Here is a 23,809-nt window from a genome sequence, read left to right as displayed (position 1 = left end):
GTCACCCGGCGGGCTCCAGCCGCCACCACTGCCCGGGGCTGTCCCTGTCCTCACCCTGCTGGACGTTGCCCCCGGGCTCCTTCGCATCCCCGGCGACCTCCAGCACGAGGCCGCTGATGTGGGCGACGAGGGTGACGGTGCCCGGGGCGTCGAGGTGCTGCTCGACGAGCCATTCCTGGGCGCCGAAGTTGTTGGCCTTCCACTGCTGGACGTTCGCGCCGTTCTCGGTGCTGGCATTGGCGACGTCGAGCCGCTTGCCGCTGGCGGCGTTCACGAAGTGGTGCAGGCCGCTGCCCTCGTGGACCGGGCTCACGTGCCACAGCTGGGCCTCGCCGCCGCCCTCCGCGCCCTGCTGGACGTTGGCGCCGCTGCCCTTGCGGCCGCCCTCGACCTCCAGCAGCAGACCGCTGCCGGCGTTGCGTACGCGGTACGTGCCTTCCATGCCCGGAACCCCAGCCGTAGTCGATCATGCGTTCGAGATGTGATCGTAATGCGCGCCGGCCGTCCGGCGGCGGGAAAGATATTGAACTTTTTACCTGCGCATGACTATATGTGGGGTCGCTTGCCGATCCAGTTCAGAGGAAAACGTTTCATGCGCCGCACCACCGTCCGCCGTACCGCCGTCGCCGCCACCGCGGTCTCCCTCGCTCTGCTCGTGAGCGCCTGCGGCGGCTCGGGCAAGTCCGAGAAGGACGAGCCCAAGGACAAGGCGTCCTCCAGCGCTCCGGCCGCCCCCTCCGGGAAGGGCGCCTCCCAGGCCGAGCTGGAGAAGCTCGTGCTGACCGACGCCGACGTCCCCGGCCGCAAGGTCACCGAGGCCACTGCGGCGGACCTGGCCACCGCCAAGGGCGTGAGCACCGACAAGGCCGAGTGCAAGCCGCTGGTGGACGCCATGAGCCTGCGCTCCGGCGGTTCGCCCGCGGCGACCGTCATCCGCAAGGTCCTGCCGCCGGCGCCGTCCGCCGCCCCGGGCGCTTCCGACGAGGACAAGATGAAGGCGGGCCTCGGCGCCCTGGGCGGCACGATCACGTCCGACACGCTGGGCTCGTACGGCGACGCCAAGGCGGCCGGTGAGGTGATCGCGGCGCTGAAGAAGTCCGGTGCGGACTGCGCCGGCGGCTTCACCCTCGTCGCCGGCTCCGACAAGACGAAGTTCACGAAGGTCGCGCCCGCCGACCTTTCCACGGGCGACGAGGCGGTCGCCTTCACGCTCGGCATGGACCTGGACGGCAAGGCCGGCACGACCCACCTGGTCGCCGTGCGCAAGGGGGCCACGGTCGCCACGTTCTACGCCCTGAGCCTCACCGGCCAGGCCGAGCAGCCGAAGGCCGTCGTCGACGCGCAGGTCAAGAAGCTCGGCTGAGCCCGGTCGCCGGTGCGGGAGGACGGAAGCGGCCTCACACCTCCTCCCGCATCAGCCGCAGGTAGACCCCCGAGAACAGCGCTCCCACCAGCAGCAGAAGCAGTGCGACGGCCGTCCCGTAGCCGATCAGCGACTTCTGGAACGCCTGGTCGTACATGTACACCGGGAGCGTCGTGCTCCGGTCTCCCGGTCCGCCGCGCGTCATCGCCCAGATCAGGCCGAACACCGACAGCGTCTGCAGGGTGTTGAGCATGAGGTTGGTGGCGATCGAGCGGCGGATCATGGGCAGGGTGACGTGCCACAGGCGGCGCGGCCCGCTCGCGCCGTCCACCTCCGCCGCCTCCGTGATCTCCTGCGGGATCCCGGCGAGCGCCGCGGAGTAGACGAGCATGGAGAAGGCCGTGCCGCGCCACACGTTGGCGAAGGAGACGGCCAGGATCGGCAGGCTGAACAGCCAGTTCCGGCCGGGCAGGTGGAGCCACTCCAGGACGGCGTTCAGCGTGCCGCGCCGGTTGAAGAACGTGTAGAGCAGGAAGCCGGCCACGATCTCCGGCAGCACCCAGGCCCCGATCACGACCGCGCCCGTGAGCGTCCGCACGGGGCGGGAGGCGCGCCGCATGAGGCCGGCGAGGGCCAGGCCGAGGCTGTTCTGGCCGACGAGCGACGACAGCACGGTGAAGACGAGCGTCAGCACCACCGCGTTGCGGAAGCCGTCGTCGGCGAAGGCCCGGCGGAAGTTGGCGAGGCCCACGAACGAGGCGGACGCCTGGCCGGTCAGCCGGGTGTCGGTGAAGGCGATCGCCACGCAGTACGCGACCGGCCCCGCGAGGAAGAGCAGCAGGAGGGCGGTCGCGGGCGCGAGGGGCAGCAGGCGCACGGCCTTCCCCCCGGGCCGCCGCCGGCGCCGGGCCGCGTGCCGGCCGGCCACCGTCACCGCTCCCGCGCCGTCACACCCGACGCCCCGGCCACCGACTTCAGCTCCTCGTCGTAGCGCTTCGCCGCCCGCACCACGCTCGCGTCACCCGTCGTCACCGCCTCCATCGCGTCCCTGATGGCGCTGGAGACCTGCGGGTAGAGCGGCAGCGCCGGCCGGTAGTGGGTGTACGGGACGAGGCCGGTGAAGAAGTCGACGCCGGGCATCGACGACAAGTACGCGCGCGAGGACGCCACGTCGTCCCGTACGGCGATCTGCCCGTCGCTCACCGTCCACCGGGTGGCGTTCTCCGTCGTCTGCAGCGTTTCGATCGCCTGCCACGCCAGAGGGGCCTTCCCGGACCCGGCGGTCACCGACCACGCCCAGCCGCCGGACATGCTGACCGCCCCGGGCGCCGCGCCGTTCTGCGTGGGGAAGGGCACCCGGCCCATCACCGACGTCCACTGCGGCCAGGGCCTCGTGCCGCCCGGCTGCCAGTACTTGCCCATCCAGGAGCCGTCGAGGTCGATCGCGAGCTTGCCGGACGGCAGCCACTCCGTGGCGACGCGGCCGTCGACATTGGGAGCGAGGGCGTCCGCCGGATCGGGGCCGAGCTTCTCCGCGTAGACGGTCCGCACGAACTCCAGCGCATCGCGGAAGCCGCGGCTCGACGTCACCCACTTGCGCGCCGCCGGGTCGTACAGCGGGTCCTTGCCCGTGCCGTACAGCAGCATCTCGAAGCCCTGCATGGCGGCGGCCTCGCCGGGCGCCTTGCCGGTGTAGACGTTGAGCGGTGTGACGCCGGGGACCTTCTTCCTGACCGTGCGGGCGGCGTCCAGGACGTCGTTCCAGGTGCGCGGGTGCCAGTCGGCGGGCAGCCCGGCCCGCGCGAAGACCTCCTTGTTGAACCACAGGGCGCGGGTGTCGGTGCCGTCCGGCACCCCGTACGTCTTCCCGTCCTCGCCCTGCGCCGACGCCTTCGCGGCCGGAGCGAACCGCGCCCAGTCCTTCCAGCCCGCCAGCTCGTCGTCCAGCGGGCGCAAGTAGCCCGCCTTGATGTCGGACTTGATGAGGAAGGTGTCCTCGCGGACGATGTCCGGCGCGGTCTTCGGCGACCGCATCATCTGCTGCAGCTTGGCGTAGTAGTCCGCCTGGGCGGCCTGGATCGGCACCAGTTCCAGCTTCTTGCCCTCGTGCGCGCGCTCGAACTGTCTCTTGATCCCGGCCAGGTAGTCGTCCACGATCCGGTTCTTGTTGTCGGTGTTGCGCTGGTAGGCGATCCGGACGGTGTCGGGATCACCGCCGCCGGAGCCCTCGCCGCAGGCGGTGAGGGAGGCCGCCGCGAGGGCGGCGACGGCGAGCAGAGCGGGCGTGGCAGGGCGCACGACGACCTCCTGGGGGCGGGCCTTGAGCGCCGGGGGCGGCGCTTCGGCGGGCTGCGCCTTCCTGAAGTCGTACGTTCCCGTTCCGTGCGGACCGCACGCGTCGTGCCGCCCGCAGGAGACGGCCCGGGAGCCGGGTCAGGCCCTGCTCTGCCAGTGGTAGCGCAGTTCGGGGCGGCCGATCTGGCCGTAGCGGGGCGTACGGGCCGCGCGTCCCGTCGTCACCAGGTGTTCGAGGTAGCGGCGGGCGGTGATCCGGGAGATGCCGACGGCCGTGGCCGCCGATCCCGAGGACAGGCCTTCGTCACCGGCGCCCCGCAGCGCCTCGGTGATCGACTGGAGGGTGGCCTGGCTCAGCCCCTTGGGGAGGGCGGCCGGCTGGGGTGCGCGCAGGGCGGCGAACGCGCGGTCCACCTCCTCCTGCCCGCTGGCCTCGCCCGCGACCGAGCGGAACTCGGCGTAGCGCGCGAGCCGGTCCCGCAGGGTGGCGAACGTGAAGGGCTTCAGGACGTACTGCACGACGCCCAGCGACACGCCTTCCCGTACGACCGTGAGGTCGCGCGCCGAGGTCACGGCTATGACGTCGGCGGTGTGCCCGGCCGTGCGCAGGGAGCGCAGCAGCTGCAGGCCGTGCCCGTCGGGGAGGAAGAGGTCGAGCAGCAGCAGGTCGACGGGCGTGCGTTTGAGGAAGTGGGAGGCGTCGCCCAGGGAGTGCGCGATCCCGGCCACGGCGAAGCCGGGCACGCGGCCGACGTAGAGGGCGTGCGCGTCGGCGGCGACGGGGTCGTCCTCGACGACGAGGACGCGGATGGGCCGCGGGGCGGTGTCGGGTCTGCTCATGAGGGCGCTCCGGTCCGTACGGCGGGGGTCGGCGGCAGGTCCGCGGGGTGGGTGGCGTGCAGGGGAAGCCGTACGGTGAACTCCGCGCCGCCGCCCGGCGAGCCGGTGACGCAGACCGTACCGCCGTTGCGGCGCACGGCCTGCCGGACGAGCGCGAGGCCGAGCCCGCGGCCGTGGGGCGCGCCGCCGGGCGACTTGGTCGACCAGCCGCGCCGGAACACCTCCTCCATGACCTCGGGCGCCACGCCCGCCCCGGTGTCGGTGACGCGCAGCAGCAGTTCGCCGCGGTCGCCGGGTGCCTCGTCCGTGCGCAGGGTGACGGTGACCTGCGCGTGCCGGACCTCCGCCGCGCTGCGGTTGGCCTCTTCGGCGGCGGCGTCGACGGCGTTGTCGACGAGGTTGCCGAGGATGGTGACGAGGTCGCGGGCGGGCAGGCGGGGCGGCAGCAGGCCGTCGTCCACGTGCGTGTCGGGCGCGAGGACGAGCTCGACGCCGCGCTCGTTGGCCTGGGCGGCCTTGCCGAGCAGCAGGGCCGCGAGGACGGGCTCGGCGACGGCGCCGACCACCTCGTCAGTGAGGGCCTGGGCGAGTTCGAGCTCGGCGGTGACGAACTCGACGGCTTCGTCCGCGCGCCCCAGCTCGATCAGGGAGACCACGGCGTGCAGCCGGTTCGCCGCCTCGTGCGCCTGCGAGCGCAGCGCCTCGGCGAAGCCGCGCACGGAGTCCAGCTCGCCGGAGAGCGCCTGGAGTTCGGTGTGGTCGCGCAGGGTGACGACGGTGCCGTGGCGCTCGCCGCCGGAGACGGGCGAGGTGTTGAGGACGACGATGCGGTCGGCGGTCGCGTGGACCTCGTCGACGCGCGGCTCGGCGGCCAGCAGGGCGTCCGTGAGGGTGGGCGGCAGCCCCAGGGCGTCGACCCGACGGCCCATCACCTCGCCGGTGAGTCCGAGGAGTTCGCGGCCTCCGTCGTTGATGAGGGCGATACGGTGCTGCCCGTCGAGCATCAGCAGGCCCTCGCGGACGGCATGGAGCGTCGCCTCGTGGTAATCGTGCATCCGGCTCAGCTCGGTGGCGTTCATGCCGTGGGTGTGGCGGCGCAGCCGGGCGTTGAGGAGGTACGTGCCCGCGCCGCCGAGGCCGAGCGCGCCGAGGGCGACGAGCAGCAGGCCGAGCAGCTGGCGGCGTATCTCGGCGCTGATCGCGTCGACGGTGATGCCCGCGCTGACGAGGGCGACGGCCCGGTCGCCCTCCATGACGGGCACGACCACGCGGACCGACGGCCCGAGCGTGCCGGTGTACGTCTCGGAGAACGTCTCGCCGCGCAGGGCCGGGCCGGTGTGGCCGAGGTAGCGCTCGCCGATGCGGGCGGGGTCCGGGTGGGTCCAGCGGATGCCGTCCGGGTTCATGATCGTCACGAAGTCGACGCCGGTGTCGTGGCGGACGCGCTCGGCGTACGGCTGGAGGCCGGCGGCCGGGTCGGGCGAGCGGACCGCGTCCCGGACGGAGGAGGAAGCGGCCACGGCGACCGCCGCCGCGGTCACCTCGCGGCGCGCGGCCTCCTCGGCCTGGCCGCGGTCGGCGACGTACGCGAAGGCCGCGCAGCCGGCCACCACGACGGTGACCAGCACGATCTGCATCGCGAAGAGCTGGCCGGCCAGGCTGCGGGGGCGGCGGATGCGGGGTCTGCGCATGGCGGACAGTGTGCACCGGGCCGCGCCCGTGAACGTAATGCACATAAGAGTGACCACGGTCACAGAGCCGTGCATAGTCGCCGGAGCCCCCCTCGTCGGGAGAGCGGGGCGCCCGGAACGCACCTGGAGGCATCCAGGCCTCTCCGGACCCATTCGGACAAACCATCCGTGCCTGTTCAGGCCTGAGCAGGCGCACCCAGCCGTACCCAGAGCCGCGACGACGAGGAGACCCCCGTGACGGCACAGGCAGCACCACCACCGGCCGGGCGGGCGCCCCGGCGGCCGGACCGGACCCACTACCTCTACCTGGCCGTGATCGCGGCCGTCCTCGCCGGCATCGTGGTCGGCCTCGCGGCGCCGGGCGTCGCGGTCGGGCTCAAGCCGCTCGGCACCGGCTTCGTCAACCTGATCAAGATGATGATCTCGCCGGTCATCTTCTGCACGATCGTGCTCGGCATCGGCTCCGTGCGGAAGGCCGCGAAGGTCGGCGCGGTCGGCGGTCTGGCGCTCGGCTACTTCCTGGTCATGTCGACCGTCGCGCTGGCCATCGGCCTCGTCGTGGGCAACATCCTGGAGCCCGGCAGCGGGCTGCACCTGACGGACGCGGTGCGCCACGCGGGGGAGGCGCAGGCGAAGGGCGGCAGCGAGTCCACGACCCAGTTCCTGCTCGGCATCATCCCGACCACGATGGTCTCCGCCTTCACCGGCGGCCAGGTGCTGCAGACCCTGCTGGTCGCCCTGCTCGCGGGCTTCGCGCTGCAGGCGATGGGCACGGCGGGCGAGCCGGTGCTGCGCGGCATCGGGCACGTCCAGAAGCTGGTCTTCCGCATCCTCGCCATGATCATGTGGGCGGCGCCGGTGGGCGCGTTCGGCGCCATGGCGGCGGTCGTCGGAGCGACGGGCACCGACGCCCTGAAGTCCCTCGCCGTCATCATGATCGGCTTCTACGTGACGTGCCTGCTGTTCGTGATCGTGGTCCTGGGCACGCTGCTGCGGCTGGTGGCCGGGGTGAACATCTTCGCGCTGCTGAAGTACCTGGGCCGGGAGTTCCTGCTGATCCTCTCGACGTCGTCGTCGGAGTCCGCCCTGCCGCGGCTGATCGCCAAGATGGAGCACCTGGGGGTCAGCAAGCCGGTCGTCGGCATCACCGTGCCCACCGGCTACTCCTTCAACCTCGACGGCACGGCGATCTACCTGACGATGTCGTCGCTGTTCATCGCGGAGGCGATGGGCGAGCCGCTCGCCCTGGGCCAGCAGATCTCCCTGCTCCTGTTCATGATCGTCGCCTCCAAGGGCGCGGCCGGCGTCACGGGCGCGGGCCTCGCCACGCTCGCGGGCGGCCTGCAGTCCCACCGCCCCGAACTCGTCGACGGCGTCGGCCTGATCGTCGGCATCGACCGCTTCATGAGCGAGGCGCGGGCGCTGACGAACTTCGCGGGCAACGCGGTCGCGACGGTCCTCGTCGGCACGTGGACGAAGGAGATCGACAAGGAGCGGGTGGGCGAAGTCCTCGCCGGCCGGGTGCCGTTCGACGAGACGACGCTGACGGCGGACGAGCACGGGGACGGGGGCGGGAGTGGGAACGGGTCCCTGCCGGAGCCGCCGAAGGAGCGTGCGGGGGTGCCGGCCTGAGGCCGGTGCGGGCGCGGGCCGGGGCCGGGGCCGATCCCGGTCCGTCCGGCGCCCGGCAGCGCGGGGCCGTGCCGAAGCGCGGGGCCGTGCCGAAGCGCGGGGCCGTGCCGGAGCCGTGATGGTGCCTGGAGGCGGCCGCGGCCCTGGGCACGCGTGCGCTCCCTCGCTCCCCCTGCGGAGGCCGGCCCGGCCTGGGGAAGCGGGCCCTGTCCGGGAGAGTCGGCAGGTCCGCCTCCCGGTCGGCCGGTGCGGCCTCACCCGGCGGGCCGGCACCCGGCACCCGCCCCCGGGCAGGCCCCGGCCAGGCCGGGCCCTACGCCGCGGGGTCGATGGCGAGGGCCGCCTTGCACGCCGAGGTGAGGAAGGACTCCGTGCCGAACCCCGCGACCGCGCCGCCCGCGACCGCCCCGGGGCCCGTCTCCGACAGGAACAGGGCAACCGCCGCGCCGGCCAGGGCCCCCACGCCCTTGCCGGTGGTGTCGCAAGCGCCGTTCTTGACCTTGTCGTAGAGGTTCGGCGCCCGGTTCTCCTCGGCCGGCTCCTGGATGACCCACACGTGCCGCTGCACGGCGGGCGGCGGGGCCTCGGCGGTCAGCGACGCCCGGGTCCTGGGGCCCGCGATCCCGTCGGCGGCGAGTCCGTGGGCCCGCTGGTAGTCCTCGATCGCCGCCTTGGTCTTCGGGCCGACGATGCCGTCGACGACCAGGCCCGCACCGTGGTCGTTCAGCTGCTTCTGCAGGACGGCCGCGCAGACCCCGGCCGACCCGTACGCGAGGTCGGGGCACTGGACGTCCGCCCCCGGCACCGTCCCGGCCCCCGCCGGCTGCTCCGCGCGGGCCGTGGCCGTGCCGCCCAGGGCGATCCCGCCCGCCAGCAGGGCAGCGGCGGCCGTTCGTATCAGCTTGCGCATGCGCATGGTCGCACCCCCGTACGGCGGTCGTGAGCCCCCGACGGGCTGTTCGTACGCCGCCACGCGCTATGCCTACCCGCCTCGCGCACCGGGCAGCGCCCCGGCGCGAACCCCTCTGAGCAGCCCGGACCCCCGCGTCCCGGAGGCCCCTCCTTGTCAGGTCGCAGGCCTCTGTCAGGCTGCAGGGCATGGAGCCGACACTGCAGCTGACGATCGACTGCGCGGACCCGCGCAGGATGGTGGACTTCTGGACGCAGGCGCTGGGGTACGTCCCCGAGCCCCCGCCGGAAGGCCACGCCACATGGCGGGACTACTGGTCGGCCACGGGCGTGCCGGACGCCGAACTGCCGGACGGCGCCGGGGAGACCCCGGAGTCCATCGTCGACCCCGCGGGGCGCGGACCGCGCGTGTGGTTCCAGCAGGTCCCCGAGCCGAAGACCACCAAGAACCGCGTCCACCTCGACCTCAAGGTGGGCGGCGGACGCGGGGTCCCGCTGGAGACCCGTACGGTACGGGTCACGGTGGCGGTCGACCGGCTGACGGCGGCAGGAGCGACGGTGATCCGGGTGATGGACGAGCCGGGCATGGACTACTACGGGGTCGTCCTCCAGGACCCGGAGGGCAACGAATTCTGCGTCGCGTGAGCGGTGCGCGAAACGCCGTCGCGGCGTGGCATGCTCGCAGCATGATCACACCGCCCGACGGCTTGCCCGTCTACCGCGTCCTGACCGGCCCGGACGACGCCGCGTTCTGCCACCGCGTGAGCGAGATGCTGGCCTTGGGCTACCGGCTCCACGGGGGCCCTTCGGTGACGTTCGACGGGGAACGGGTCATCGTCGCCCAGGCCGTCGTCTGGGGCGAGCAGCCGTAGCGGTACGCCCGGACGGCGCGGCACGGCACGGCGGGAAAATCCCGGTCATCAGGGGTCGGCGGGGCCCCTGCGGGAATCCACGAGATGAGGGGCCCGTGCCCCGCCCCTCGCCGCGCGGTCCCGCACTCCCCCGCCCCGCCCGGAGGTGCCATGCGCCCGCTCCTCGCCCGCCGCACCCGCCGCCGGCTGGCCGCCGACGCCGCGCTGCTCGTCGTCCTCGCGGCCTTCTCCGTGCCGCTCGTCTGGCTGCTGCTCGCGTCGGTGGACGAGGGGGCAGGCCTCGCCGTGCGGGTGCCGGAGAGGGCGACGACGGCGAACTTCTCCGCGGTGCTGACGGACGAGATCACCTTCACGCCCATGCTCAACAGCCTGCTGCTCTGCGGGGCCGCGACGGCCGTGACGATCGTCTGCGCGGCGCTCGCGGCGTACCCGCTGTCGCGGTTCCGGTCCCGGCTGAACCGGCCGTACCTGCTGGGGGTGCTGTTCACGACCTGTCTGCCCGTGACGGCGATCATGGTGCCGGTCTACGGGCTCTTCGTACGCGTCGACCTCGTCGACACCCTGTACGGCACGGCCCTCTTCATGGCCGCCGCCCAACTCCCCTTCGCCATCTGGCTCATGAAGAACTTCATGGACGACATCCCCGCCGTGCTGGAGGAGGCGGCCTGGACGGACGGCGCGAGCCGGATGCAGGCGCTGGTGCGGGTGATCCTGCCGCTGATGGGGCCGGGCGTCGGGGTCGTCGCGATCTACTGCTTCGCCCTGTCGTGGGGCAACTTCTTCGTCCCGTTCATGCTGCTGCTCTCCCCCGAGCAGCTGCCGGCGTCCGTCAGCATCTTCACGTTCTTCGGCAACTTCGGGCAGGTGGCGTACGGGCAGCTCGCGGCGTTCTCGATCCTGTATTCGACGCCGGTGGTCCTGCTGTACGCCCTGATCACCCGCCGCCTCGGCGGCGGCTTCACCCTCGGCGCCGCCGTCAAGGGCTGACCGCCGGATTCCTGCGGCGGGCCGTTGCCTCCGAGAACCCCGGCCGTCCGCACCCACCTCCCCCGGAGGTGGATCTCATAGTGCGTGAGCACGCCGGGAGTGCATAGCATGTACATGACGCGCGTGACGCGGTCAAGAGGAGAACTCGCCACACCCGGGCCACCGTTCCGCCGGGTCGGGCATTTCCGTGAGAAGGAAGAACAAATGTATCGCCGCTCAAAGATCCTCTACGGGATGTTGGCCACCGCACTGGGAATTGCGCTCACCGCCTGCGGCGGCAACAAAGCCGGCAGGGAAGACGGTAAGGAATCACGCGCTTCCGAGGAGAGTGCGGCGAAGAGCGAGAGCGGCAAGGAGAGTCCGGCCCCGAAGGTGGAGTGGACTCCCGCGCTGGCGATGGGCCAGCCGGCTCCTGGTCTGCACGAGCCCGGAAATTCCGGTGGCGGGAAGTTCCAGGTAGCGGCCACGAAGATCGTCAAGGGAACCCAGAAGCAGCTGAAGGAGGGCCACTACATTGAGGCCGATCGAACCCTGGAGGGCGGCACCCCGTACTTCGTGTACGTGACATATACGCTGAAGGAAGGCAAGCCGAGCGTAGTCAATTCCGACCTCAACGCCGGTGCCGTGATCCTCGACGAGAACGGCGAAAAGGCAGCGGAGCGGCCCGTCGTTCACTCGGGCTACGGCGAGGGGGGCTGCCCGGTGGGGGAGATCTACATGGGCTGGGACATCGGCGAGGCGCGCACTCAGTGCTCGATCTACATCGCGAAAAGCGGCTCGAAGCAGCCTGCCCGGCTCGCCTGGAGCGCGACCGCGACGACCGCCGACGAGTACAAGAAGGGCGCCTCTTGGGTGTGGGTCACCCAGTGACCGGGCGCACGGCGAACTCGCCTTGATACGAGCCGGACAGCCGGGCTCAGGACGTCAGGGTCGTGTGACAAGATCGAGCACCATCACGTCATGGAGCACGGCACCATCCCACGGCCGCGCCTCGCCGACCTTCCGGTACCCCCATGACCGGTAGGCAGCCTGCGCCGGAGCGGCATCGCGCCGGACGTTGAGGAGCACGCGTTCCGCCCGGGTGTCTTCGAGGACGGCGTCATGCAGTCGCCGGGCGATGCCCTGCCCCCGCCAAGGGGCACGTACGGCAAGCTCCATCAGCCCGAAGGTCCGGCGCCCGTCTTCGCGGCGCGTTTCCTCCGGAACGGGTACGAGCAGCTGATCCCACCAGCGTGTCCGTGCGCTGAGCGGATAGCCGAAGGCCAGACCCACGGGGCCCCCGGATTCCGTCCGTGCGAGTGCGCCCCGGAAGCCGGGCTTGCGCGTCTGGGAACGGAAACGACGGAAGCCCGCTGCGACGTCACCCTCGGTCTCGTTGTACGGCGGCTCGGCGAAGACCGAGGCGTAGACGAGGCGGAACGCGTCCTCGGCCCGTGCCGCTGCCGGCCCGTCGAGGGGTTCGACAGCGATTCCGTGCTCCTTCATTCGGGGTCCCCTCGGACGACCTCGTGAATGCGTGCCACACAGTCACGCGTCGCCTTGCTGTCGAGGCGTGCGGCAGTCCGCCCGAACGAGAGGACCTTGCTCGCCAGCGGTGGCGAGGAGATGCCAACGCAGGCATCGAGGACGCGGCTCATTTCTGCGCACGCCTCGTCCGCCTCCCCGGCTTCGAGCAGCACGACGGCGAGCTTCACACGGTCGGCGGCGGCGTGGACGAGTAGTTTCGCCGCCCGGGCTTGGCAGCCCTCCGGCTCCGTCAGGGCAGTCAGCGCCCTTCACGCACCGCGGTCACGAACGAAGACCACGCTTCCGGGTCGAATGTCAGCACCGGGCCGCCGGGTATCTTCGAGTCCCGTACGGGCACGATGCCGTGGGCGGTGGCGAGGGCGGGGGCCCATTCCACGCAGCCGCCGCCGTCACCGTTGCTGTAGCTGGACTTCACCCACTCCGGTCGGGAGAGGCCGTGGGGAACGCTCATGAAGGTGCCTCCAGTAAGGCTCGGATGAAGGCCGCCGACTCACTTGGCGACAAGGCATAGGCCCTCAGCAGATCGTAGGACCGGCGGCGGGCACGGATGGTCTGCGGGTCTTCGATCAGCTCGCCGGTGGCGATGCTCTCCACGTAGGCAAAGTTCGAGTCATCGTCCAACGTCATCAGCCTCAGCGTGCCGCCCAACAGGGCATGTTCCCCGTGTTCGAACGGCAGAACCTGGACGGTTGTCGTCGGGGTGTCCACGAGGTCTATCAGAGCGGCAAGTTGGGCCCGCATTACAGCAGGCCCGCCAATGGGCCGCCGAATCACCGCCTCATCCACCACCATCGAAAGATCCGGCGGCGACTCCGCCCTCAGTAGCGCCTGACGGCTCAGCCGCGCCGCCACCATCTCCTCGATCTCGTCCGGTACGGCCTTCGGGTTACTGACGCGGAACAGTGCTCGCGCATAATCCTCCGTCTGCACCAAGCCCGGCACGAGATGCCCGGCGTACTCGTCGATCACCCGAGCCCGCGCTTCAAGCTCCATACGTCGGCGGTACTTGTCCGGGTGGATCTCATGCCGAGCAATCGCATACAGCCTCGCGAAGTGCTCACCCGTGCCGAAGACCTCGTCCAGCCTCCCTGGCAGGTCCGGCGGCGGTACGTGTTCGGCCGTCTCGATGCGGGCCAGGTGGCTGCGGCTGTAGCAGACGACCTCGGCGAGTTTCTCCAGCGTCATGCCCGCCGCTTCCCGCCGGTGTCTGAGGTCGGCGCCGAAGAGATGGCGGGCGGACCGGTCCGGTGTCAGCTTCCGTGGTGGGCGCGCCATCCCGGCAACTCCTTTTCTCGGGTACCCGGTTGGGAATTGAACCTCTGGCCGAGCGTACGTACGGCCCGCGACGCTGGACTCGCACACAGGAAACGCCCCCACCAAGGGGTGAATGTGACGGAGGCAAGTCGCGTGAGCGGACAACAGCAGGTAGAGCACGCAGAGCCCGGCGCCGCGCCGGAAGGAACATCCCCGGGGCGCCCCGACCTGTCGAACTGGTGCCTGCGGTGCTCCACGCTGCGAGTCCGGTTCTACGGCGCCGCGCGGCTGGGGCGCGTCCAGGACGCCGTGGAGCTGGAGGCCGAGTTCGAGCGGCACCGGCAGGGGGTGCACTCGTGATCGCCGCGACCCGCACCACGGCCGGCCGCCTCACGTTCCGGGGGCGGTGCGCTCACGCCGCCGGCTGGAGCCGCTCGCCCGGCGTCGAACGGTGCCCCGCGTGCGGCACCGAGCGCCACACCGCCTACGCACCACTGCGGATGCCGCTGCCCGATAGGGCACCCGGTCCTGCGTGGGGCTGGGGCTGTCCCCGGCTCGGCGCGCCCGGAGCGCGATCGTCGCCCAGCCCGTAGAAGGCTTGGCACCGCACAGTCCTATCCGTCTCCGAATGGAAAGGCACGCGATGTTCAGTTACGCCGAACGGTTCCCCACCGGGACACCGCTCCCCGGATATTCGCGGTGCGCATCGACTCCGGACTGCTCGACTGGCGCACCGACTACGGCACCCACACGTACTCCCCCGTGACCCCGCCGCCGGACGTCAAGCGCGCGCTCTTCTCCTACCTCCGGCACTTCGAGCTCGTCTTCGGCGCATTCGACTTCGCCCTCGCCCGCTCCGGCGAGTGGACATTCATCGAATGCAACCCCTCCGGGCAATGGGCATGGATGGAACCCCCCACGGGCCTACCCATGACCGCCGCCCTCGCTGACCTTCTGGAACGAGGCACTCATGGCACCTGACGTCGACTCCACCGCAACCAGGCTGCGGCACCAGCTCACAGCCCGCCTCGCCGACGACGGTTGGCTGCGCTCCCCGGCATGGCGCGCCGCCGTCGAATCCGTCCCCCGCCATGAGTTCGTACGCCGCTTCTACCGTGAGACCGATGCCCCCGGGCTGACCACCTGGGCGCCGGTCACCCCTGAGCTGTCGGGCGTCAAGGAGTGGCTGCAGCGGGCGTACGCCGACGAAACCCTCGTCACCCAGTTCGGCGGCCGAGAGATCGACTGGAACGACCCGAAGCCGATCAGCGGCGCGCACCCGACGTCGTCCTCGACCCTGCCGGCCCTCGTCGTGCGCATGCTGGAAGAACTCCAGGTACACGACGGCATGAAGGTCTTGGAGATCGGCACCGGCACCGGCTACTCGACCGCCCTCATGTGCCATCGCCTCGCCCCCGGCCGGGTCACCTCCATCGAGACCGACCCCGACGTCGCCGCCCGCGCCCGCGACGCACTCAACCGCTGCGGATACGCCCCGCGCCTCGTCGTCGGCGACGGCCTCGCCGGAGACCCCGAAGGCGCTCCCTACGACCGGACGATCGCCACCTGCGGCGTCCGCCACGTCCCCTGCGCGTGGGTGCGGCAGACCCGCCCCGGCGGGCTCATCCTCGCCACTCTCCGCGGCTGGATGCGCTCCCTCGGTCTCGTCCGTCTCACCGTCGGCCACGACGAACGCGCTGAGGGCCGGTTCATCGCCGGCGACCCGAGTTTCATGATCGCCCGCCAGCAGGACGCGCCCGAAAGCCTCGGCGTGATCCCCGCGCCGGACGACGGGATCTCGCGCAGCACCCCGTACGGGCCCGACGTGCTGACCTCGGCCGGCAGTGGGTTCGTGGCCCAGCTCGCCATGCCGGGCGCCCGCTTCTTCTCCATGCCGGCCGACGACGGCACGCCGTGCACGTACGTGCTGAACGCCACGGACGAGTCGTTCGCCGTCCTCACGCGCAAGACGCCCAAGAACAACGAGGAAAACGAGGAATGGGAGGAATGGAACGTTCGCCAGGGTGGCCCGGTCGCCCTGTGGGACGTCGTCGAGAACGCGCTCGGCGCCTGGCGCGCCGCTGGTTCCCCGATGCCGACGGAGTTCGGGATCACCGTCACGGCAGAGGATCAGCGGGTGTGGCTCGGGTCGCCGGACGGTCCGAACTGGCGCCTGCCTGTCCCGGCGGAGGCCGGAGGCGGCCCCGAGTAGCCCGGCCACCCGGAGAACGCACGCGAAGACCCCGCCGTCCGTCCGCGAGACGGCGGGGCGCCCCCGCGACGGGACCGGCCCTGGATGTCCCCCGTGAACCCAGGGCCCGACCCGCTCTCCCCCCGGGCGGGGCCCTGTCCCGAAACAGCTGTGGGGACCGGCCCTCGCCTTGACTGCGGACAGGGGCAACGGTACTAACGGGGCCATCCACCGGCTACTCGCCGAACGCGGCTCCTGTCCCCGATACGCGGACATCCGAGGGAAGCCTGATGACCGAACCACGGGTGGGCCCCGAGGCCCCCGGCAACATGCGCACGCTCGTACTCAGCAACGACCTCGAAGAGACCAGGGAGATCATCAGCTCTGCCTACAGTCCCTATCAACTCAGCGTGCTCGGCGACCCGAAGGAGTTCTCCGCGTGGTACGCGGAGGGCGGCTTCCCGGGGATCACGGTGTCGGGGCTGCAGTACGGGGCGGAGACGCTCGTCGCGCCGCAGCCGCTCGACTCGTACCTGCTGGTGTGCCAGCTGGTGCGGGGCAGGGTGCGGGTGATGTCGCCCGGGCGGGAGGAGCGGGTCGTCGGGCCGGGGCAGACGTACGTGCTCGATCCGTACCGCTCCTTCCAGGTGCACTGGTCGCCCGGTGCCCGCATGACGACGCTCCGGCTCGACCGGGAGACCGTGGAGCGCGCGGCGGCGGACGCGCTGGGCGTCGAGGGGCCGTTACGGGCCCGCTTCTCGCTCAACGGGACCGTCTCCGCCGCCGCTGCCCGCAGCTGGGCCGGGATCTCGGCCGCCGTGCACCGGGAGGTGCTCGGCGAGGGCGTGGCGCGCAGCAGCCCCCTCGTGGCCGGGCACCTGACGCAGTCGACGGCGGCGATCCTCATGCAGAGCCACGAGCTGATCACCCAGGGCGTGGACGCGCAGCGTCCGGGCGAGGTCGCGCACCCCGCCGTGCGGCGGGCGATGGCGCTGGCCGAGGAGCGCGCGGACCAGCCCCTGACGCTGGCCGATCTCGCGGCGGCGGCCCGGGTGAGCCCGCGCGCGCTGCAGGAGGCGTTCCGCCGGCACGTGGACACCACGCCGCTGGGCTATCTGCGGGAGGTCCGGCTGGGCCGGGCGCACCAGGAGCTGGCGGCGGCCCGCGGGGACGGCGACGTCACCGTGGCCGAGGTCGCCTACCGCTGGGGTTTCAACAACCTCGGCCGCTTCTCCGGGTACTACCAGCGGCGTTTCGGGCGTCCGCCGTCGCGCACGCTGCGTTCGTAGAGGCCGCGGGGCCGTTGGCGGCTCGCGGTCATCGGTCATAGGCGGCTCGTGGCCATAGGCGCAGGCGTCTCGTCGCCTCCGTCTCGTGCACCGGCAGCCCGCATCGCGCGTGCCGCGCCCTGCGTCCCGCGCCCCACGCCCCGCATCCTGCCGACGTCTCTTCCGCGGCAGCAGCCTGTAGCGCCGCCCCGGCGCCCCATGCGGTCCTACGCGCCCCATGCGATCCCACGCATCCCATGCGATCCCATGCGTCCTCAGGACGACGGGGTCCGTCTGAGGGACTACGCCGTCCCCGCACCGGCCTGGCCTTGGGACGGACGGATGTCCGGCCGTACGGCTGACGCCCCGGCGCGGGCCGCGCACGAGGATGGGAGGAGTCGATTCCGGCCATTGAGCGCATGCCGCCGAGCACGCCGCAGCCGGTCGCTCCCCCTCGTTCCCCCTCGCCTCCCGGAGGAGACCCGTGCCCCACGCGGCCGCCTTTCCCACACCCCCCGGTGCCCACGCCCCCGCAGGCGCCGCAGGCGTTCGCGGCATCGCCGTCGCCGCCCGCGCCACCGGCCTGAGCAAGGTCTACGGACAGGGCGACACCCGTGTGACGGCGCTGGACTCGGTCTCCGTGGAGTTCCGCCGCGCCGAGTTCACCGCGATCATGGGCCCTTCCGGCTCCGGCAAGTCCACGCTGATGCACTGCATGGCGGGCCTGGACACGATCTCCTCCGGCTCGACCCGGATCGGTGACACCGAGCTGGGCACGCTGAACGACAGGAGCCTCACGCGGCTCCGCCGGGACAAGATCGGCTTCGTCTTCCAGGCGTTCAACCTGCTGCCGACCCTCACCGCGCTGGAGAACATCACCCTCCCCATGGACATCGCGGGCCGCAAGCCGGACCCGGGGTGGCTGAACATGGTGGTGAGCACGGTGGGCCTCTCCGGCCGCCTCTCGCACCGGCCGAGTCAGCTCTCGGGCGGCCAGCAGCAGCGCGTGGCGGTGGCCCGCGCGCTCACCGCCAAGCCCGAGATCATCTTCGCGGACGAGCCGACCGGCAACCTCGACTCCCGCTCCGGCGCCGAACTCCTGGGCTTCCTGCGCGAGTCGGTGCAGGCCCTGCAGCAGACGATCGTCATGGTCACGCACGACCCCGTCGCCGCCTCCTACGCGGACCGCGTCGTGTTCCTCGCCGACGGCCGGATCGTCGACGAGATGCGCGAGCCCACGGCGGACGCGGTCCTCGACCGCATGCGCCTCCTTCCCGGGGGGGAACCCCCGGACCCCCGCCTTTGACGCCAAGGGCCGTACGAGCTGACGGCCGCCGGACACGACGACCTCCAGGACTCCGGGCACGACGACCTCCAGGACTGACGCCACCACCATGTTCCGTACCGCCCTGCGCAACCTCCTCGCGCACAAAACCAGGCTGATGATGACCGCCCTCGCGGTCCTCCTCGGCACCGCCTTCGTCTCCGGCACCCTGATCTTCAGCGACTCCGTCGGCAGCGCCTTCCGCAACAAGATGTCCAGGAGCCTGGACGACGTCGCCGTCTCCGTGACCGAGGGCGGCGGCCGGCCCGGCACCGGCAAGGACAAGCCGGAAAGGCTCGGCGACCGCGCCGTCGAGACCGTGCGCGCCCTGCCCGGCGTGGCCTCCGTACGCCCCTCCGTCGAGGGCGTCGCCATGATCGCCGACAAGCACAACAACCCCACCGGCGGCGACTGGGGCAGCGCCGGCGTCAACTACGCGCCCGGCAAGGACGGCAAGGACAGCCGCTACCCGCTGGTCAAGGGCCGTGCGCCCGCCGGCGAGGGCGAGGTCGCGCTGGACGAGCGGACGGCGGAGAAGACGGGCGCCGAGATCGGCGGCACCGTCCGCATGGCCGTCGACGGCCCCGTCCTGAAGAAGAAGCTCGTCGGCATCGTCCGGACGGACAACCCGCGCGTGAGCGCCGGCGGCAGCATCGCCGTCTTCGACACCGCGACGGCGCAGAAGCTCTTCGGCAAGCCGGGCGAGTTCAGCGAGCTCGTGGTGTCCGCGACGCCCGGCACCGACAAGGACAAGCTGACCGCGGAGGTCCGCAAGGCGCTGCCGGAGAGCTTCGAGGCGCGGAGCGGCGCCGCGCTGGCGGCCGAGCAGTCCAAGATGATCGACGAGCAGACCCGGTCGATCCGCACCACCTTCCTGGTCTTCGCCGGCATCTCCCTCTTCGTCGGCGTCTTCATCATCGCCAACACCTTCACCATGCTCATCGCCCAGCGCACCCGTGAGATCGCGCTGCTGCGGGCCGTGGGCGCCTCGCGCCGCCAGGTGGTGCGCTCGGTGCTCGTCGAGGCCGGGCTGCTGGGCCTGATCGCCTCCGCGCTGGGTCTGGGGCTGGGCCTCGGGGTCGCCGTCCTGCTGCCGGAGCTCCTCAACGCCAACGGGGCGCACCTGCCCGACGGGCCGCTCGTGATCGAGGCTCCGGCCGTGCTGAGCGCCCTCGCGGTCGGCGTCGTCGTGACCGTGCTCGCCGCCTGGCTGCCCTCCCGCAAGGCCGCGCGGATCGCCCCGGTCGAGGCGCTGTCCTCCGGGGAAGCGCCCCCGGCGCCGCGCGGCCTGGTCGTGCGCAACTCCATCGGCGCCGCGCTCACGGCGCTGGGCGTGGCCGCCCTGCTCTACACGACCACCTTCCGCGACCGCAGCGGCCTGACCTACGCCATGGCCGGCTCGGCCCTCACGCTCACGGGCGTCATCGTGCTGGCCCCGCTGCTCTCACGGCCGTTCGTCCGGCTCTTCGGCAGGCTCGCCGCCCGCTTCTCCGGCGTCAGCGGCAAGCTCGCCAAGGAGAACGCCCTGCGCAATCCGCGCCGTACGGCCGCCACCGCGTCCGCGCTGATGATCGGCCTCACGCTGATCACCGGCCTGACGGTGGGCGCGGTCTCGGCGAACGAGGGCGTGGGCCGGATGGGCAAGAAGGACCTGACCGCCGACTACCAGGTCAAGTCCTCCAGCTACCTGGGCCTCGCGCCGGAGATCGGCAAGGAGCTCGCCGCCCAGCCCGGCATCGCCGCGGCCGTCCCGCTGCGGACGTCCGGCTTCCAGTCGGACGGGCAGCCGTCCCTGGCCGTCGCCACCGACCTGTCGTCGATCACCAAGGTGACCTACCTGCGCGTCACGTCCGGCTCGCTCGCCGACGTGCGCGGCACCGGGGCCGTCGCCGTGTCCGAGTCGTACGCGAAGAAGCGGGGCCTCGCGGCCGGCTCCACGCTGCCCATGGAGTTCTACGACGGCAAGCGGGCCGCGCCCAAGGTCGTGGCCGTCCACGCCGACAACGACGTGCTCGGCGACGTCCTCGTCGCGCCCGCCCTCGTCGACCCGCACAGGGAGAAGGTGCGCGACGACTCGGTGCTGGTGAAGGCGGAGCGCGGCGAGGCCGCCGGCCTGCGCGAGAAGATCAAGGACGCGTTCGGCGGCAACCCGCTCATCAAGGTCGAGTCCCCCGAGGACCTGCGCCGCGCCGAGTCCGGGAACATCGACCCGATCCTCAACCTCGCCTACGGCCTGCTCGGCATGGCCGTCGTCATCGCGGTCCTCGGCGTCGTCAACACGCTCGCCATGTCCGTCTTCGAGCGGACCCGCGAGATCGGGATGCTGCGCGCGATCGGTCTGGCCCGCCGCGAGGTCAAGCGGATGGTCCGGCTGGAGTCCGTGATGATCGCGATGTTCGGCGCGGTGCTGGGCGTCGGGACCGGCGTCTTCCTCGCCTGGTCCGGGGGCCACCTGCTGCGGTCGTCCTTCCCGCAGTACGAGATGGTCGTGCCGTGGGCGCGGATCGGGGTCTTCCTGCTGCTGGCCCTGGCGGTCGGCGTGCTGGCCGCGGTCTGGCCGGCCCGCAGGGCGGCGAAGCTCAACATGCTGGAGTCGATCGGGGCGCAGTAGGGCGCATCGGGCCGCCCGGCGACCTCGCGAAAGCACCCGGCCCCGCGGCCCGGTCCCCCGCCTCACCGAACGAGGAAAGCCCCTGACGGCCTCCGACCGGGCCGACAGGGGTTCACCCGTACGACGCATGTTCCGGAAACAGCCCACAGAGCGTATACACGGACGTAAACTCGCTTCATGTCCGACGCCATGATCCGGGTCCCCGCCGAGGTGCGGGACCGCCTAGCCGTCATCGCCGAGTCGCGCGGCATCTCCATCCGCTCCCTGGTGCAGGAGTTCGCGGAGTCCACGCTCACCGCCGAGGAGCGCCGCGAGCGCGCGGAAGCAGCACGTGCTTACCTGGCCGAGCACTTCGGCGTCGAGGTGACGGACGAGGAGAGCACAGCAATGGGCCGCAAGGTCCGTGAGGCCTTCACCCGGGAGCAGCGGGACGCCGCTGCATGATCGACCGGTACCACCTCGTTCTGGACGCCCCTACGCTGGTCGCGCTGTCCGGCAACCGACAGGTTTCCGCACTGATCCATCACGCGTATTCCGAACCGGAGACGCGCCTGTGGGCACCGGTCCTGTCCGTCCTGGAGGCGGACCTGGAGCACCCCGGAATCGCCGGGCACATCGGTCAGCTCGACGTCATCCACACGGTCGACTTCGACTACCCGGCCCTGCTGACGGTCGCGCGGCTGCGCAGGGACGGCGTACCGCCGGGGATCGGGGCCGCCGCCCACGCCGTACGCCACCTGCCCGAGTGGGACGCGGAGGCGCTGATCGCCACGGTCGATCCGAAGCCGTACGCCCCGCTCGGGCTGCCCTTCCTCGATCTCAACCGCTGACAGTTCCCGCACTCCCGAGGGACGTCGTGGAGCTGCTTGGCAACCGCCCCTGACACACGGTGAGCGGGGCGAGGCCTCCTTCGCAGGGCCTCACCCTCGCGCGTGAGCGGCGGCAGCCGCGTACGCCGCCGCCGGCCGGGCTGTCAGTAGCCGACGGTGAAGCGCCGCCGCCGGTGCGCCGGGTTCTCGATCTCGTCGAGCATGGCGACCGCGTAGTCCTCGGCCGAGATGCGGGACGTGCCGTCGGCCCCGGCGAGCAGGTCGTCGCCCCCGAGGCGGAAGGTGCCGGTGCGCTCGCCGGGCAGGAAGAGCGCGGAGGGGCTCAGGAACGTCCAGTCCACGTCCTCCGGGAGGGCGCGCAGCGCGTCGAGGAGTCCGACGTGGGCGGAGGCCTCGGGCTTCCACTCCTCGCGGAAGCCGGGCTGATCGATGACGCGCTCGCCGTTCGGCAGGCGCAGGCTGCCGGCGCCGCCGACGAACAGCAGGCGGCGGCCCGCGGCCCGGGCCACCAGCGCGGGGAGCAGCGGCAGGGCGACGCGGGCGGGGAGCGCGCTGACGACGGCGTCCGCGCCGTCGAGCGGCAGGTCCGGGCCGGCCGCGTCGGCGGTCACCCGGTGCAGGCCGTCCCGGGCGGGGGCCTGCGCGTCGTGGTGACGGGCGACGGCGGTGACGGCGTGGCCGCGGCTGACCGCTTCGTCGGTGATACGGCTGCCGGCCATGCCGGTGGCGCCGAGGACCGTGATCTCAAGGGGGGCGTTCATACGGTTCTTCTCCGAGAAGTGCGACGGATCGGTCAGAGCTGGATGTCGAAGGTGACCTTCGCCCGCTCCACGGTCTCCTGCAGGACGCGCACCTGACCGCGGGCGTTCTTGTACTTGCCGGTGCCGCCGGTGACGGCGAACTGCTCGTCGAAGACGGGGCCCTTGGCGTTCAGGCGGGCCGTGCCGGACGTGGTGATCTTGTTGCCGTCGCCCAGGTCGTAGACGAAGGTCAGCATCTCCGCCGTGCGCGGCTTCGCATCGGTGGAGATGCCCTGGAAGCTGCTGGTGCCGATGGTGCGGCCGTCGGCACCGACGAGGTCGCCGGTGCCGATCAGCTGGTCGCCGAGGGCCGAGTCGGACGGGGCGACGTCGACGAAGTTGACCGACGTGCCCTTCTCGACGGCCTCGAAGGTGACCGTGCGCGGGCCGGCCGTGGAGGCGGTGGCGGCACCGGCGGTGGCGGGGCTCATGGCGAGGGCGGCACCGACGACACCGGCGGCGGCGACGGTGAGGCCGAGGGCGGGCAGGGTGCGCTTGCGCATGGACGTACTCCAGCCTGTTACGGGTCCGTGGCAGGGGAAATATCTGCTGCAGCAGACAATATGTCTGCTGCAGCAGATACTGCAAGGAAAGGTTCTGCCGCTACGGGCGATCGTCTGGGACCCTGGTCGGGTGGAGGAGCACATGCTGCATGACGACGACGTGACGCTGTACGGACTGTTCGTGGAGGCCTTCAGCCGCCTGAAGCCACTGGTCCACGAGGGCCTGGGGGTCCCGGACACCTGGTTCGAGGTCCTGCTGCGGCTCGGCCGCACGCCCGGTCACGCCCTGCGGATGAGCGACCTGGCGACCGCGGTGGCCTTCAGCTCCGGCGGCTTCACCCGGCTCGCGGACCGGATGGAGGAGGCGGGCCTGATCCGCCGCGAACCGGACCCGGCCGACCGGCGCGCCGCGCTCGCCGTCCTCACCGAGGCGGGCGAGCAGGCCCTGGACCGCGCCCTGCAGCAGCACCTCGCGCACCTGCGCACGCACGTCAGCGCCCGCCTCACCCCCACGGACCGCCACGCCCTGGAACGCATCCTGCGGACGCTCCGCGAAGCGGGCTAGACCGGCCCTCACACATGCCGCCGGACCCTCGCCGTCGCGGGCGCGCCCCCTTCGCGGCGGCCTTCCCCGGGAGACCCGGGAGGACCCCGGGCCTGACCGCACGGAGGCAGGGCCAGGCGCCGCCGGGCGCACAGCGCTCAGGGGGCTCCGCCGAGCAGCCGACGAACCCGCAGACCGGTGGCACCGCCATGCCGCCGACTCCGGCGGCCACGCCCCCTCCGTCGAGGAGGGCCGGGGGCGCAGGGGCAGGGGTCCGGGACGCTGACGTGTATGTGCGGGCCCGACGCGGGGCAACGCGACGGCGCGGGGGCCCGTAAACATACGGGCCCGGACCCCTGCCCCGGCGC

At 72.1% G+C, this 23,809-nt stretch carries 28 protein-coding genes; 16 read left to right on the top strand and 12 right to left on the bottom strand.

Features of this window, described 5'->3' with window-relative positions:
• Position 1: 1 nt before the first annotated feature.
• A complete protein-coding gene (locus tag ACOTKD_RS25065) occupies positions 2-442 on the bottom strand; it encodes an RICIN domain-containing protein (RefSeq protein ID WP_424891266.1) in 441 nt (146 codons plus the stop codon).
• A gap of 150 nt (positions 443-592) precedes the next feature.
• Between ACOTKD_RS25065 and ACOTKD_RS25060 the strand changes: the two genes are divergently transcribed.
• Positions 593-1,363, top strand: coding sequence for a hypothetical protein (locus ACOTKD_RS25060; protein ID WP_424891265.1), 771 nt, complete (start codon positions 593-595; stop codon positions 1,361-1,363).
• A 34-nt stretch (positions 1,364-1,397) separates the two neighbouring features.
• Here the strand turns inward: ACOTKD_RS25060 and ACOTKD_RS25055 are convergent, their stop codons facing one another.
• From ACOTKD_RS25055 to ACOTKD_RS25040, 4 genes are all read right to left on the bottom strand, one after another.
• A complete protein-coding gene (locus ACOTKD_RS25055; protein ID WP_424891264.1) occupies positions 1,398-2,240 on the bottom strand; it encodes a carbohydrate ABC transporter permease in 843 nt (280 codons plus the stop codon).
• Between the two features lie 53 nt (positions 2,241-2,293).
• On the bottom strand, positions 2,294-3,661 hold the full coding sequence (locus ACOTKD_RS25050) for an extracellular solute-binding protein (RefSeq protein ID WP_424891263.1): 1,368 nt from the start codon (positions 3,659-3,661) through the stop codon (positions 2,294-2,296).
• 135 nt (positions 3,662-3,796) lie between these two features.
• Positions 3,797-4,498: a response regulator gene (locus tag ACOTKD_RS25045; protein ID WP_424891262.1), complete on the bottom strand. Its 702-nt coding sequence runs from the start codon at positions 4,496-4,498 to the stop codon at positions 3,797-3,799.
• Positions 4,495-6,189, bottom strand: coding sequence for a sensor histidine kinase (locus ACOTKD_RS25040; protein WP_424891261.1), 1,695 nt, complete (start codon positions 6,187-6,189; stop codon positions 4,495-4,497). Before ACOTKD_RS25040 ends, ACOTKD_RS25045 begins: the two co-directional genes overlap by 4 nt.
• 234 nt (positions 6,190-6,423) lie before the next feature.
• Between ACOTKD_RS25040 and ACOTKD_RS25035 the strand changes: the two genes are divergently transcribed.
• Positions 6,424-7,821 carry a cation:dicarboxylate symporter family transporter gene (locus tag ACOTKD_RS25035; protein WP_424891260.1) on the top strand — a complete coding sequence of 466 codons (1,398 nt, stop codon included), beginning with the start codon at positions 6,424-6,426 and terminating at the stop codon, positions 7,819-7,821.
• A 313-nt stretch (positions 7,822-8,134) separates the two neighbouring features.
• Here ACOTKD_RS25035 and ACOTKD_RS25030 read toward each other — a convergent pair whose 3' ends face one another.
• Entirely contained in the window at positions 8,135-8,737 is a 603-nt protein-coding gene (locus tag ACOTKD_RS25030; protein ID WP_424891259.1) for a peptidoglycan-binding domain-containing protein, read from the bottom strand.
• A 182-nt stretch (positions 8,738-8,919) separates the two neighbouring features.
• Here ACOTKD_RS25030 and ACOTKD_RS25025 point away from each other — a divergent pair, with 182 nt between their 5' ends.
• The 4 genes from ACOTKD_RS25025 (at position 8,920) to ACOTKD_RS25010 (ending at position 11,459) form a co-directional block, all read left to right on the top strand.
• The gene (locus ACOTKD_RS25025) at positions 8,920-9,375 is read left to right on the top strand and encodes a VOC family protein (RefSeq protein WP_424891258.1); all 456 of its coding nucleotides are present in this window, start codon (positions 8,920-8,922) and stop codon (positions 9,373-9,375) included.
• A 41-nt stretch (positions 9,376-9,416) separates the two neighbouring features.
• Positions 9,417-9,602: a DUF1737 domain-containing protein gene (locus tag ACOTKD_RS25020; RefSeq protein WP_424891257.1), complete on the top strand. Its 186-nt coding sequence runs from the start codon at positions 9,417-9,419 to the stop codon at positions 9,600-9,602.
• A 150-nt stretch (positions 9,603-9,752) separates the two neighbouring features.
• On the top strand, positions 9,753-10,589 hold the full coding sequence (locus ACOTKD_RS25015) for a carbohydrate ABC transporter permease (RefSeq protein ID WP_424891256.1): 837 nt from the start codon (positions 9,753-9,755) through the stop codon (positions 10,587-10,589).
• 108 nt (positions 10,590-10,697) lie between these two features.
• A complete protein-coding gene (locus ACOTKD_RS25010) occupies positions 10,698-11,459 on the top strand; it encodes a hypothetical protein (RefSeq protein ID WP_424891255.1) in 762 nt (253 codons plus the stop codon).
• A gap of 54 nt (positions 11,460-11,513) precedes the next feature.
• Here ACOTKD_RS25010 and ACOTKD_RS25005 read toward each other — a convergent pair whose 3' ends face one another.
• The 4 genes from ACOTKD_RS25005 to ACOTKD_RS24990 all read right to left on the bottom strand — a co-directional run bounded on the left by ACOTKD_RS25005 (position 11,514) and on the right by ACOTKD_RS24990 (position 13,391).
• Positions 11,514-12,074, bottom strand: coding sequence for a GNAT family N-acetyltransferase (locus ACOTKD_RS25005; protein ID WP_424891254.1), 561 nt, complete (start codon positions 12,072-12,074; stop codon positions 11,514-11,516).
• Entirely contained in the window at positions 12,071-12,268 is a 198-nt protein-coding gene (locus tag ACOTKD_RS25000) for a hypothetical protein (RefSeq protein ID WP_424891253.1), read from the bottom strand. Before ACOTKD_RS25000 ends, ACOTKD_RS25005 begins: the two co-directional genes overlap by 4 nt.
• An 86-nt stretch (positions 12,269-12,354) precedes the next feature.
• Positions 12,355-12,567: a DUF397 domain-containing protein gene (locus tag ACOTKD_RS24995; protein WP_424891252.1), complete on the bottom strand. Its 213-nt coding sequence runs from the start codon at positions 12,565-12,567 to the stop codon at positions 12,355-12,357.
• Positions 12,564-13,391 (bottom strand): helix-turn-helix domain-containing protein, encoded by an 828-nt coding sequence (locus tag ACOTKD_RS24990; RefSeq protein ID WP_424891251.1) that lies wholly within the window; start codon positions 13,389-13,391, stop codon positions 12,564-12,566. The genes ACOTKD_RS24995 and ACOTKD_RS24990 overlap by 4 nt, the downstream gene beginning before the upstream one ends.
• A 132-nt stretch (positions 13,392-13,523) precedes the next feature.
• Between ACOTKD_RS24990 and ACOTKD_RS24985 the strand changes: the two genes are divergently transcribed.
• The 9 genes from ACOTKD_RS24985 (at position 13,524) to ACOTKD_RS24945 (ending at position 21,594) form a co-directional block, all read left to right on the top strand.
• Positions 13,524-13,730, top strand: a complete 207-nt coding sequence (locus ACOTKD_RS24985) for a hypothetical protein (protein ID WP_424891250.1) — start codon at positions 13,524-13,526, stop codon at positions 13,728-13,730.
• On the top strand, positions 13,727-13,963 hold the full coding sequence (locus tag ACOTKD_RS24980) for a DUF6255 family natural product biosynthesis protein (protein ID WP_424891249.1): 237 nt from the start codon (positions 13,727-13,729) through the stop codon (positions 13,961-13,963). Before ACOTKD_RS24985 ends, ACOTKD_RS24980 begins: the two co-directional genes overlap by 4 nt.
• Before the next feature lie 106 nt (positions 13,964-14,069).
• Positions 14,070-14,351, top strand: a complete 282-nt coding sequence (locus ACOTKD_RS24975) for a hypothetical protein (protein WP_424891248.1) — start codon at positions 14,070-14,072, stop codon at positions 14,349-14,351.
• Positions 14,341-15,582, top strand: coding sequence for an ATP-grasp peptide maturase system methyltransferase (gene tgmC / locus ACOTKD_RS24970; protein WP_424891247.1), 1,242 nt, complete (start codon positions 14,341-14,343; stop codon positions 15,580-15,582). Before ACOTKD_RS24975 ends, tgmC begins: the two co-directional genes overlap by 11 nt.
• A gap of 269 nt (positions 15,583-15,851) precedes the next feature.
• Positions 15,852-16,850 (top strand): AraC family transcriptional regulator, encoded by a 999-nt coding sequence (locus ACOTKD_RS24965; RefSeq protein WP_424891246.1) that lies wholly within the window; start codon positions 15,852-15,854, stop codon positions 16,848-16,850.
• Positions 16,851-17,313: 463 nt separating this feature from the next.
• The gene (locus tag ACOTKD_RS24960) at positions 17,314-18,135 is read left to right on the top strand and encodes an ABC transporter ATP-binding protein (protein WP_424891245.1); all 822 of its coding nucleotides are present in this window, start codon (positions 17,314-17,316) and stop codon (positions 18,133-18,135) included.
• A gap of 88 nt (positions 18,136-18,223) precedes the next feature.
• Entirely contained in the window at positions 18,224-20,764 is a 2,541-nt protein-coding gene (locus ACOTKD_RS24955; protein WP_424891244.1) for an ABC transporter permease, read from the top strand.
• A gap of 177 nt (positions 20,765-20,941) precedes the next feature.
• A complete protein-coding gene (locus tag ACOTKD_RS24950; protein ID WP_424891243.1) occupies positions 20,942-21,208 on the top strand; it encodes a hypothetical protein in 267 nt (88 codons plus the stop codon).
• Positions 21,205-21,594, top strand: coding sequence for a hypothetical protein (locus ACOTKD_RS24945; RefSeq protein WP_424891242.1), 390 nt, complete (start codon positions 21,205-21,207; stop codon positions 21,592-21,594). The genes ACOTKD_RS24950 and ACOTKD_RS24945 overlap by 4 nt, the downstream gene beginning before the upstream one ends.
• A 143-nt stretch (positions 21,595-21,737) precedes the next feature.
• Here the strand turns inward: ACOTKD_RS24945 and ACOTKD_RS24940 are convergent, their stop codons facing one another.
• Together ACOTKD_RS24940 and ACOTKD_RS24935 are read right to left on the bottom strand one after the other, a co-directional pair.
• Positions 21,738-22,355, bottom strand: coding sequence for an NAD(P)-dependent oxidoreductase (locus ACOTKD_RS24940; RefSeq protein WP_424891241.1), 618 nt, complete (start codon positions 22,353-22,355; stop codon positions 21,738-21,740).
• 32 nt (positions 22,356-22,387) lie between these two features.
• On the bottom strand, positions 22,388-22,897 hold the full coding sequence (locus ACOTKD_RS24935) for an allene oxide cyclase barrel-like domain-containing protein (RefSeq protein ID WP_424891240.1): 510 nt from the start codon (positions 22,895-22,897) through the stop codon (positions 22,388-22,390).
• A gap of 142 nt (positions 22,898-23,039) precedes the next feature.
• Here ACOTKD_RS24935 and ACOTKD_RS24930 point away from each other — a divergent pair, with 142 nt between their 5' ends.
• Entirely contained in the window at positions 23,040-23,462 is a 423-nt protein-coding gene (locus ACOTKD_RS24930) for a MarR family winged helix-turn-helix transcriptional regulator (RefSeq protein ID WP_424891239.1), read from the top strand.
• The last annotated feature ends 347 nt before the right edge of the window (positions 23,463-23,809 follow it).

Origin of the sequence: Streptomyces sp. XH2 (assembly GCF_049725035.1) — a bacterium.
In the GTDB taxonomy this organism is placed as follows: domain Bacteria; phylum Actinomycetota; class Actinomycetes; order Streptomycetales; family Streptomycetaceae; genus Streptomyces; species Streptomyces roseoverticillatus.
This window is presented reverse-complemented; position numbering and strand designations above follow the sequence as displayed.

Coding starts and splice junctions, on each gene's coding strand:
- ACOTKD_RS25015 (WP_424891256.1), top strand. CDS start 9,753: ATGCGCCCGCTCCTCGCCCGCCGCACCCGCCGCCGGCTGGCCGCCGAC.
- ACOTKD_RS24940 (WP_424891241.1), bottom strand. CDS start 22,355: ATGAACGCCCCCCTTGAGATCACGGTCCTCGGCGCCACCGGCATGGCC.
- ACOTKD_RS24990 (WP_424891251.1), bottom strand. CDS start 13,391: ATGGCGCGCCCACCACGGAAGCTGACACCGGACCGGTCCGCCCGCCAT.
- ACOTKD_RS25030 (WP_424891259.1), bottom strand. CDS start 8,737: ATGCGCATGCGCAAGCTGATACGAACGGCCGCCGCTGCCCTGCTGGCG.
- ACOTKD_RS25010 (WP_424891255.1), top strand. CDS start 10,698: ATGTACATGACGCGCGTGACGCGGTCAAGAGGAGAACTCGCCACACCC.
- ACOTKD_RS24950 (WP_424891243.1), top strand. CDS start 20,942: ATGTCCGACGCCATGATCCGGGTCCCCGCCGAGGTGCGGGACCGCCTA.
- ACOTKD_RS25065 (WP_424891266.1), bottom strand. CDS start 442: ATGGAAGGCACGTACCGCGTACGCAACGCCGGCAGCGGTCTGCTGCTG.
- ACOTKD_RS24935 (WP_424891240.1), bottom strand. CDS start 22,897: ATGCGCAAGCGCACCCTGCCCGCCCTCGGCCTCACCGTCGCCGCCGCC.
- ACOTKD_RS25025 (WP_424891258.1), top strand. CDS start 8,920: ATGGAGCCGACACTGCAGCTGACGATCGACTGCGCGGACCCGCGCAGG.
- ACOTKD_RS25040 (WP_424891261.1), bottom strand. CDS start 6,189: ATGCGCAGACCCCGCATCCGCCGCCCCCGCAGCCTGGCCGGCCAGCTC.
- ACOTKD_RS24930 (WP_424891239.1), top strand. CDS start 23,040: ATGCTGCATGACGACGACGTGACGCTGTACGGACTGTTCGTGGAGGCC.
- ACOTKD_RS25060 (WP_424891265.1), top strand. CDS start 593: ATGCGCCGCACCACCGTCCGCCGTACCGCCGTCGCCGCCACCGCGGTC.
- ACOTKD_RS25005 (WP_424891254.1), bottom strand. CDS start 12,074: ATGAAGGAGCACGGAATCGCTGTCGAACCCCTCGACGGGCCGGCAGCG.
- tgmC (WP_424891247.1), top strand. CDS start 14,341: ATGGCACCTGACGTCGACTCCACCGCAACCAGGCTGCGGCACCAGCTC.
- ACOTKD_RS25045 (WP_424891262.1), bottom strand. CDS start 4,498: ATGAGCAGACCCGACACCGCCCCGCGGCCCATCCGCGTCCTCGTCGTC.
- ACOTKD_RS24955 (WP_424891244.1), top strand. CDS start 18,224: ATGTTCCGTACCGCCCTGCGCAACCTCCTCGCGCACAAAACCAGGCTG.
- ACOTKD_RS24965 (WP_424891246.1), top strand. CDS start 15,852: ATGACCGAACCACGGGTGGGCCCCGAGGCCCCCGGCAACATGCGCACG.
- ACOTKD_RS24995 (WP_424891252.1), bottom strand. CDS start 12,567: ATGAGCGTTCCCCACGGCCTCTCCCGACCGGAGTGGGTGAAGTCCAGC.
- ACOTKD_RS24945 (WP_424891242.1), top strand. CDS start 21,205: ATGATCGACCGGTACCACCTCGTTCTGGACGCCCCTACGCTGGTCGCG.
- ACOTKD_RS25020 (WP_424891257.1), top strand. CDS start 9,417: ATGATCACACCGCCCGACGGCTTGCCCGTCTACCGCGTCCTGACCGGC.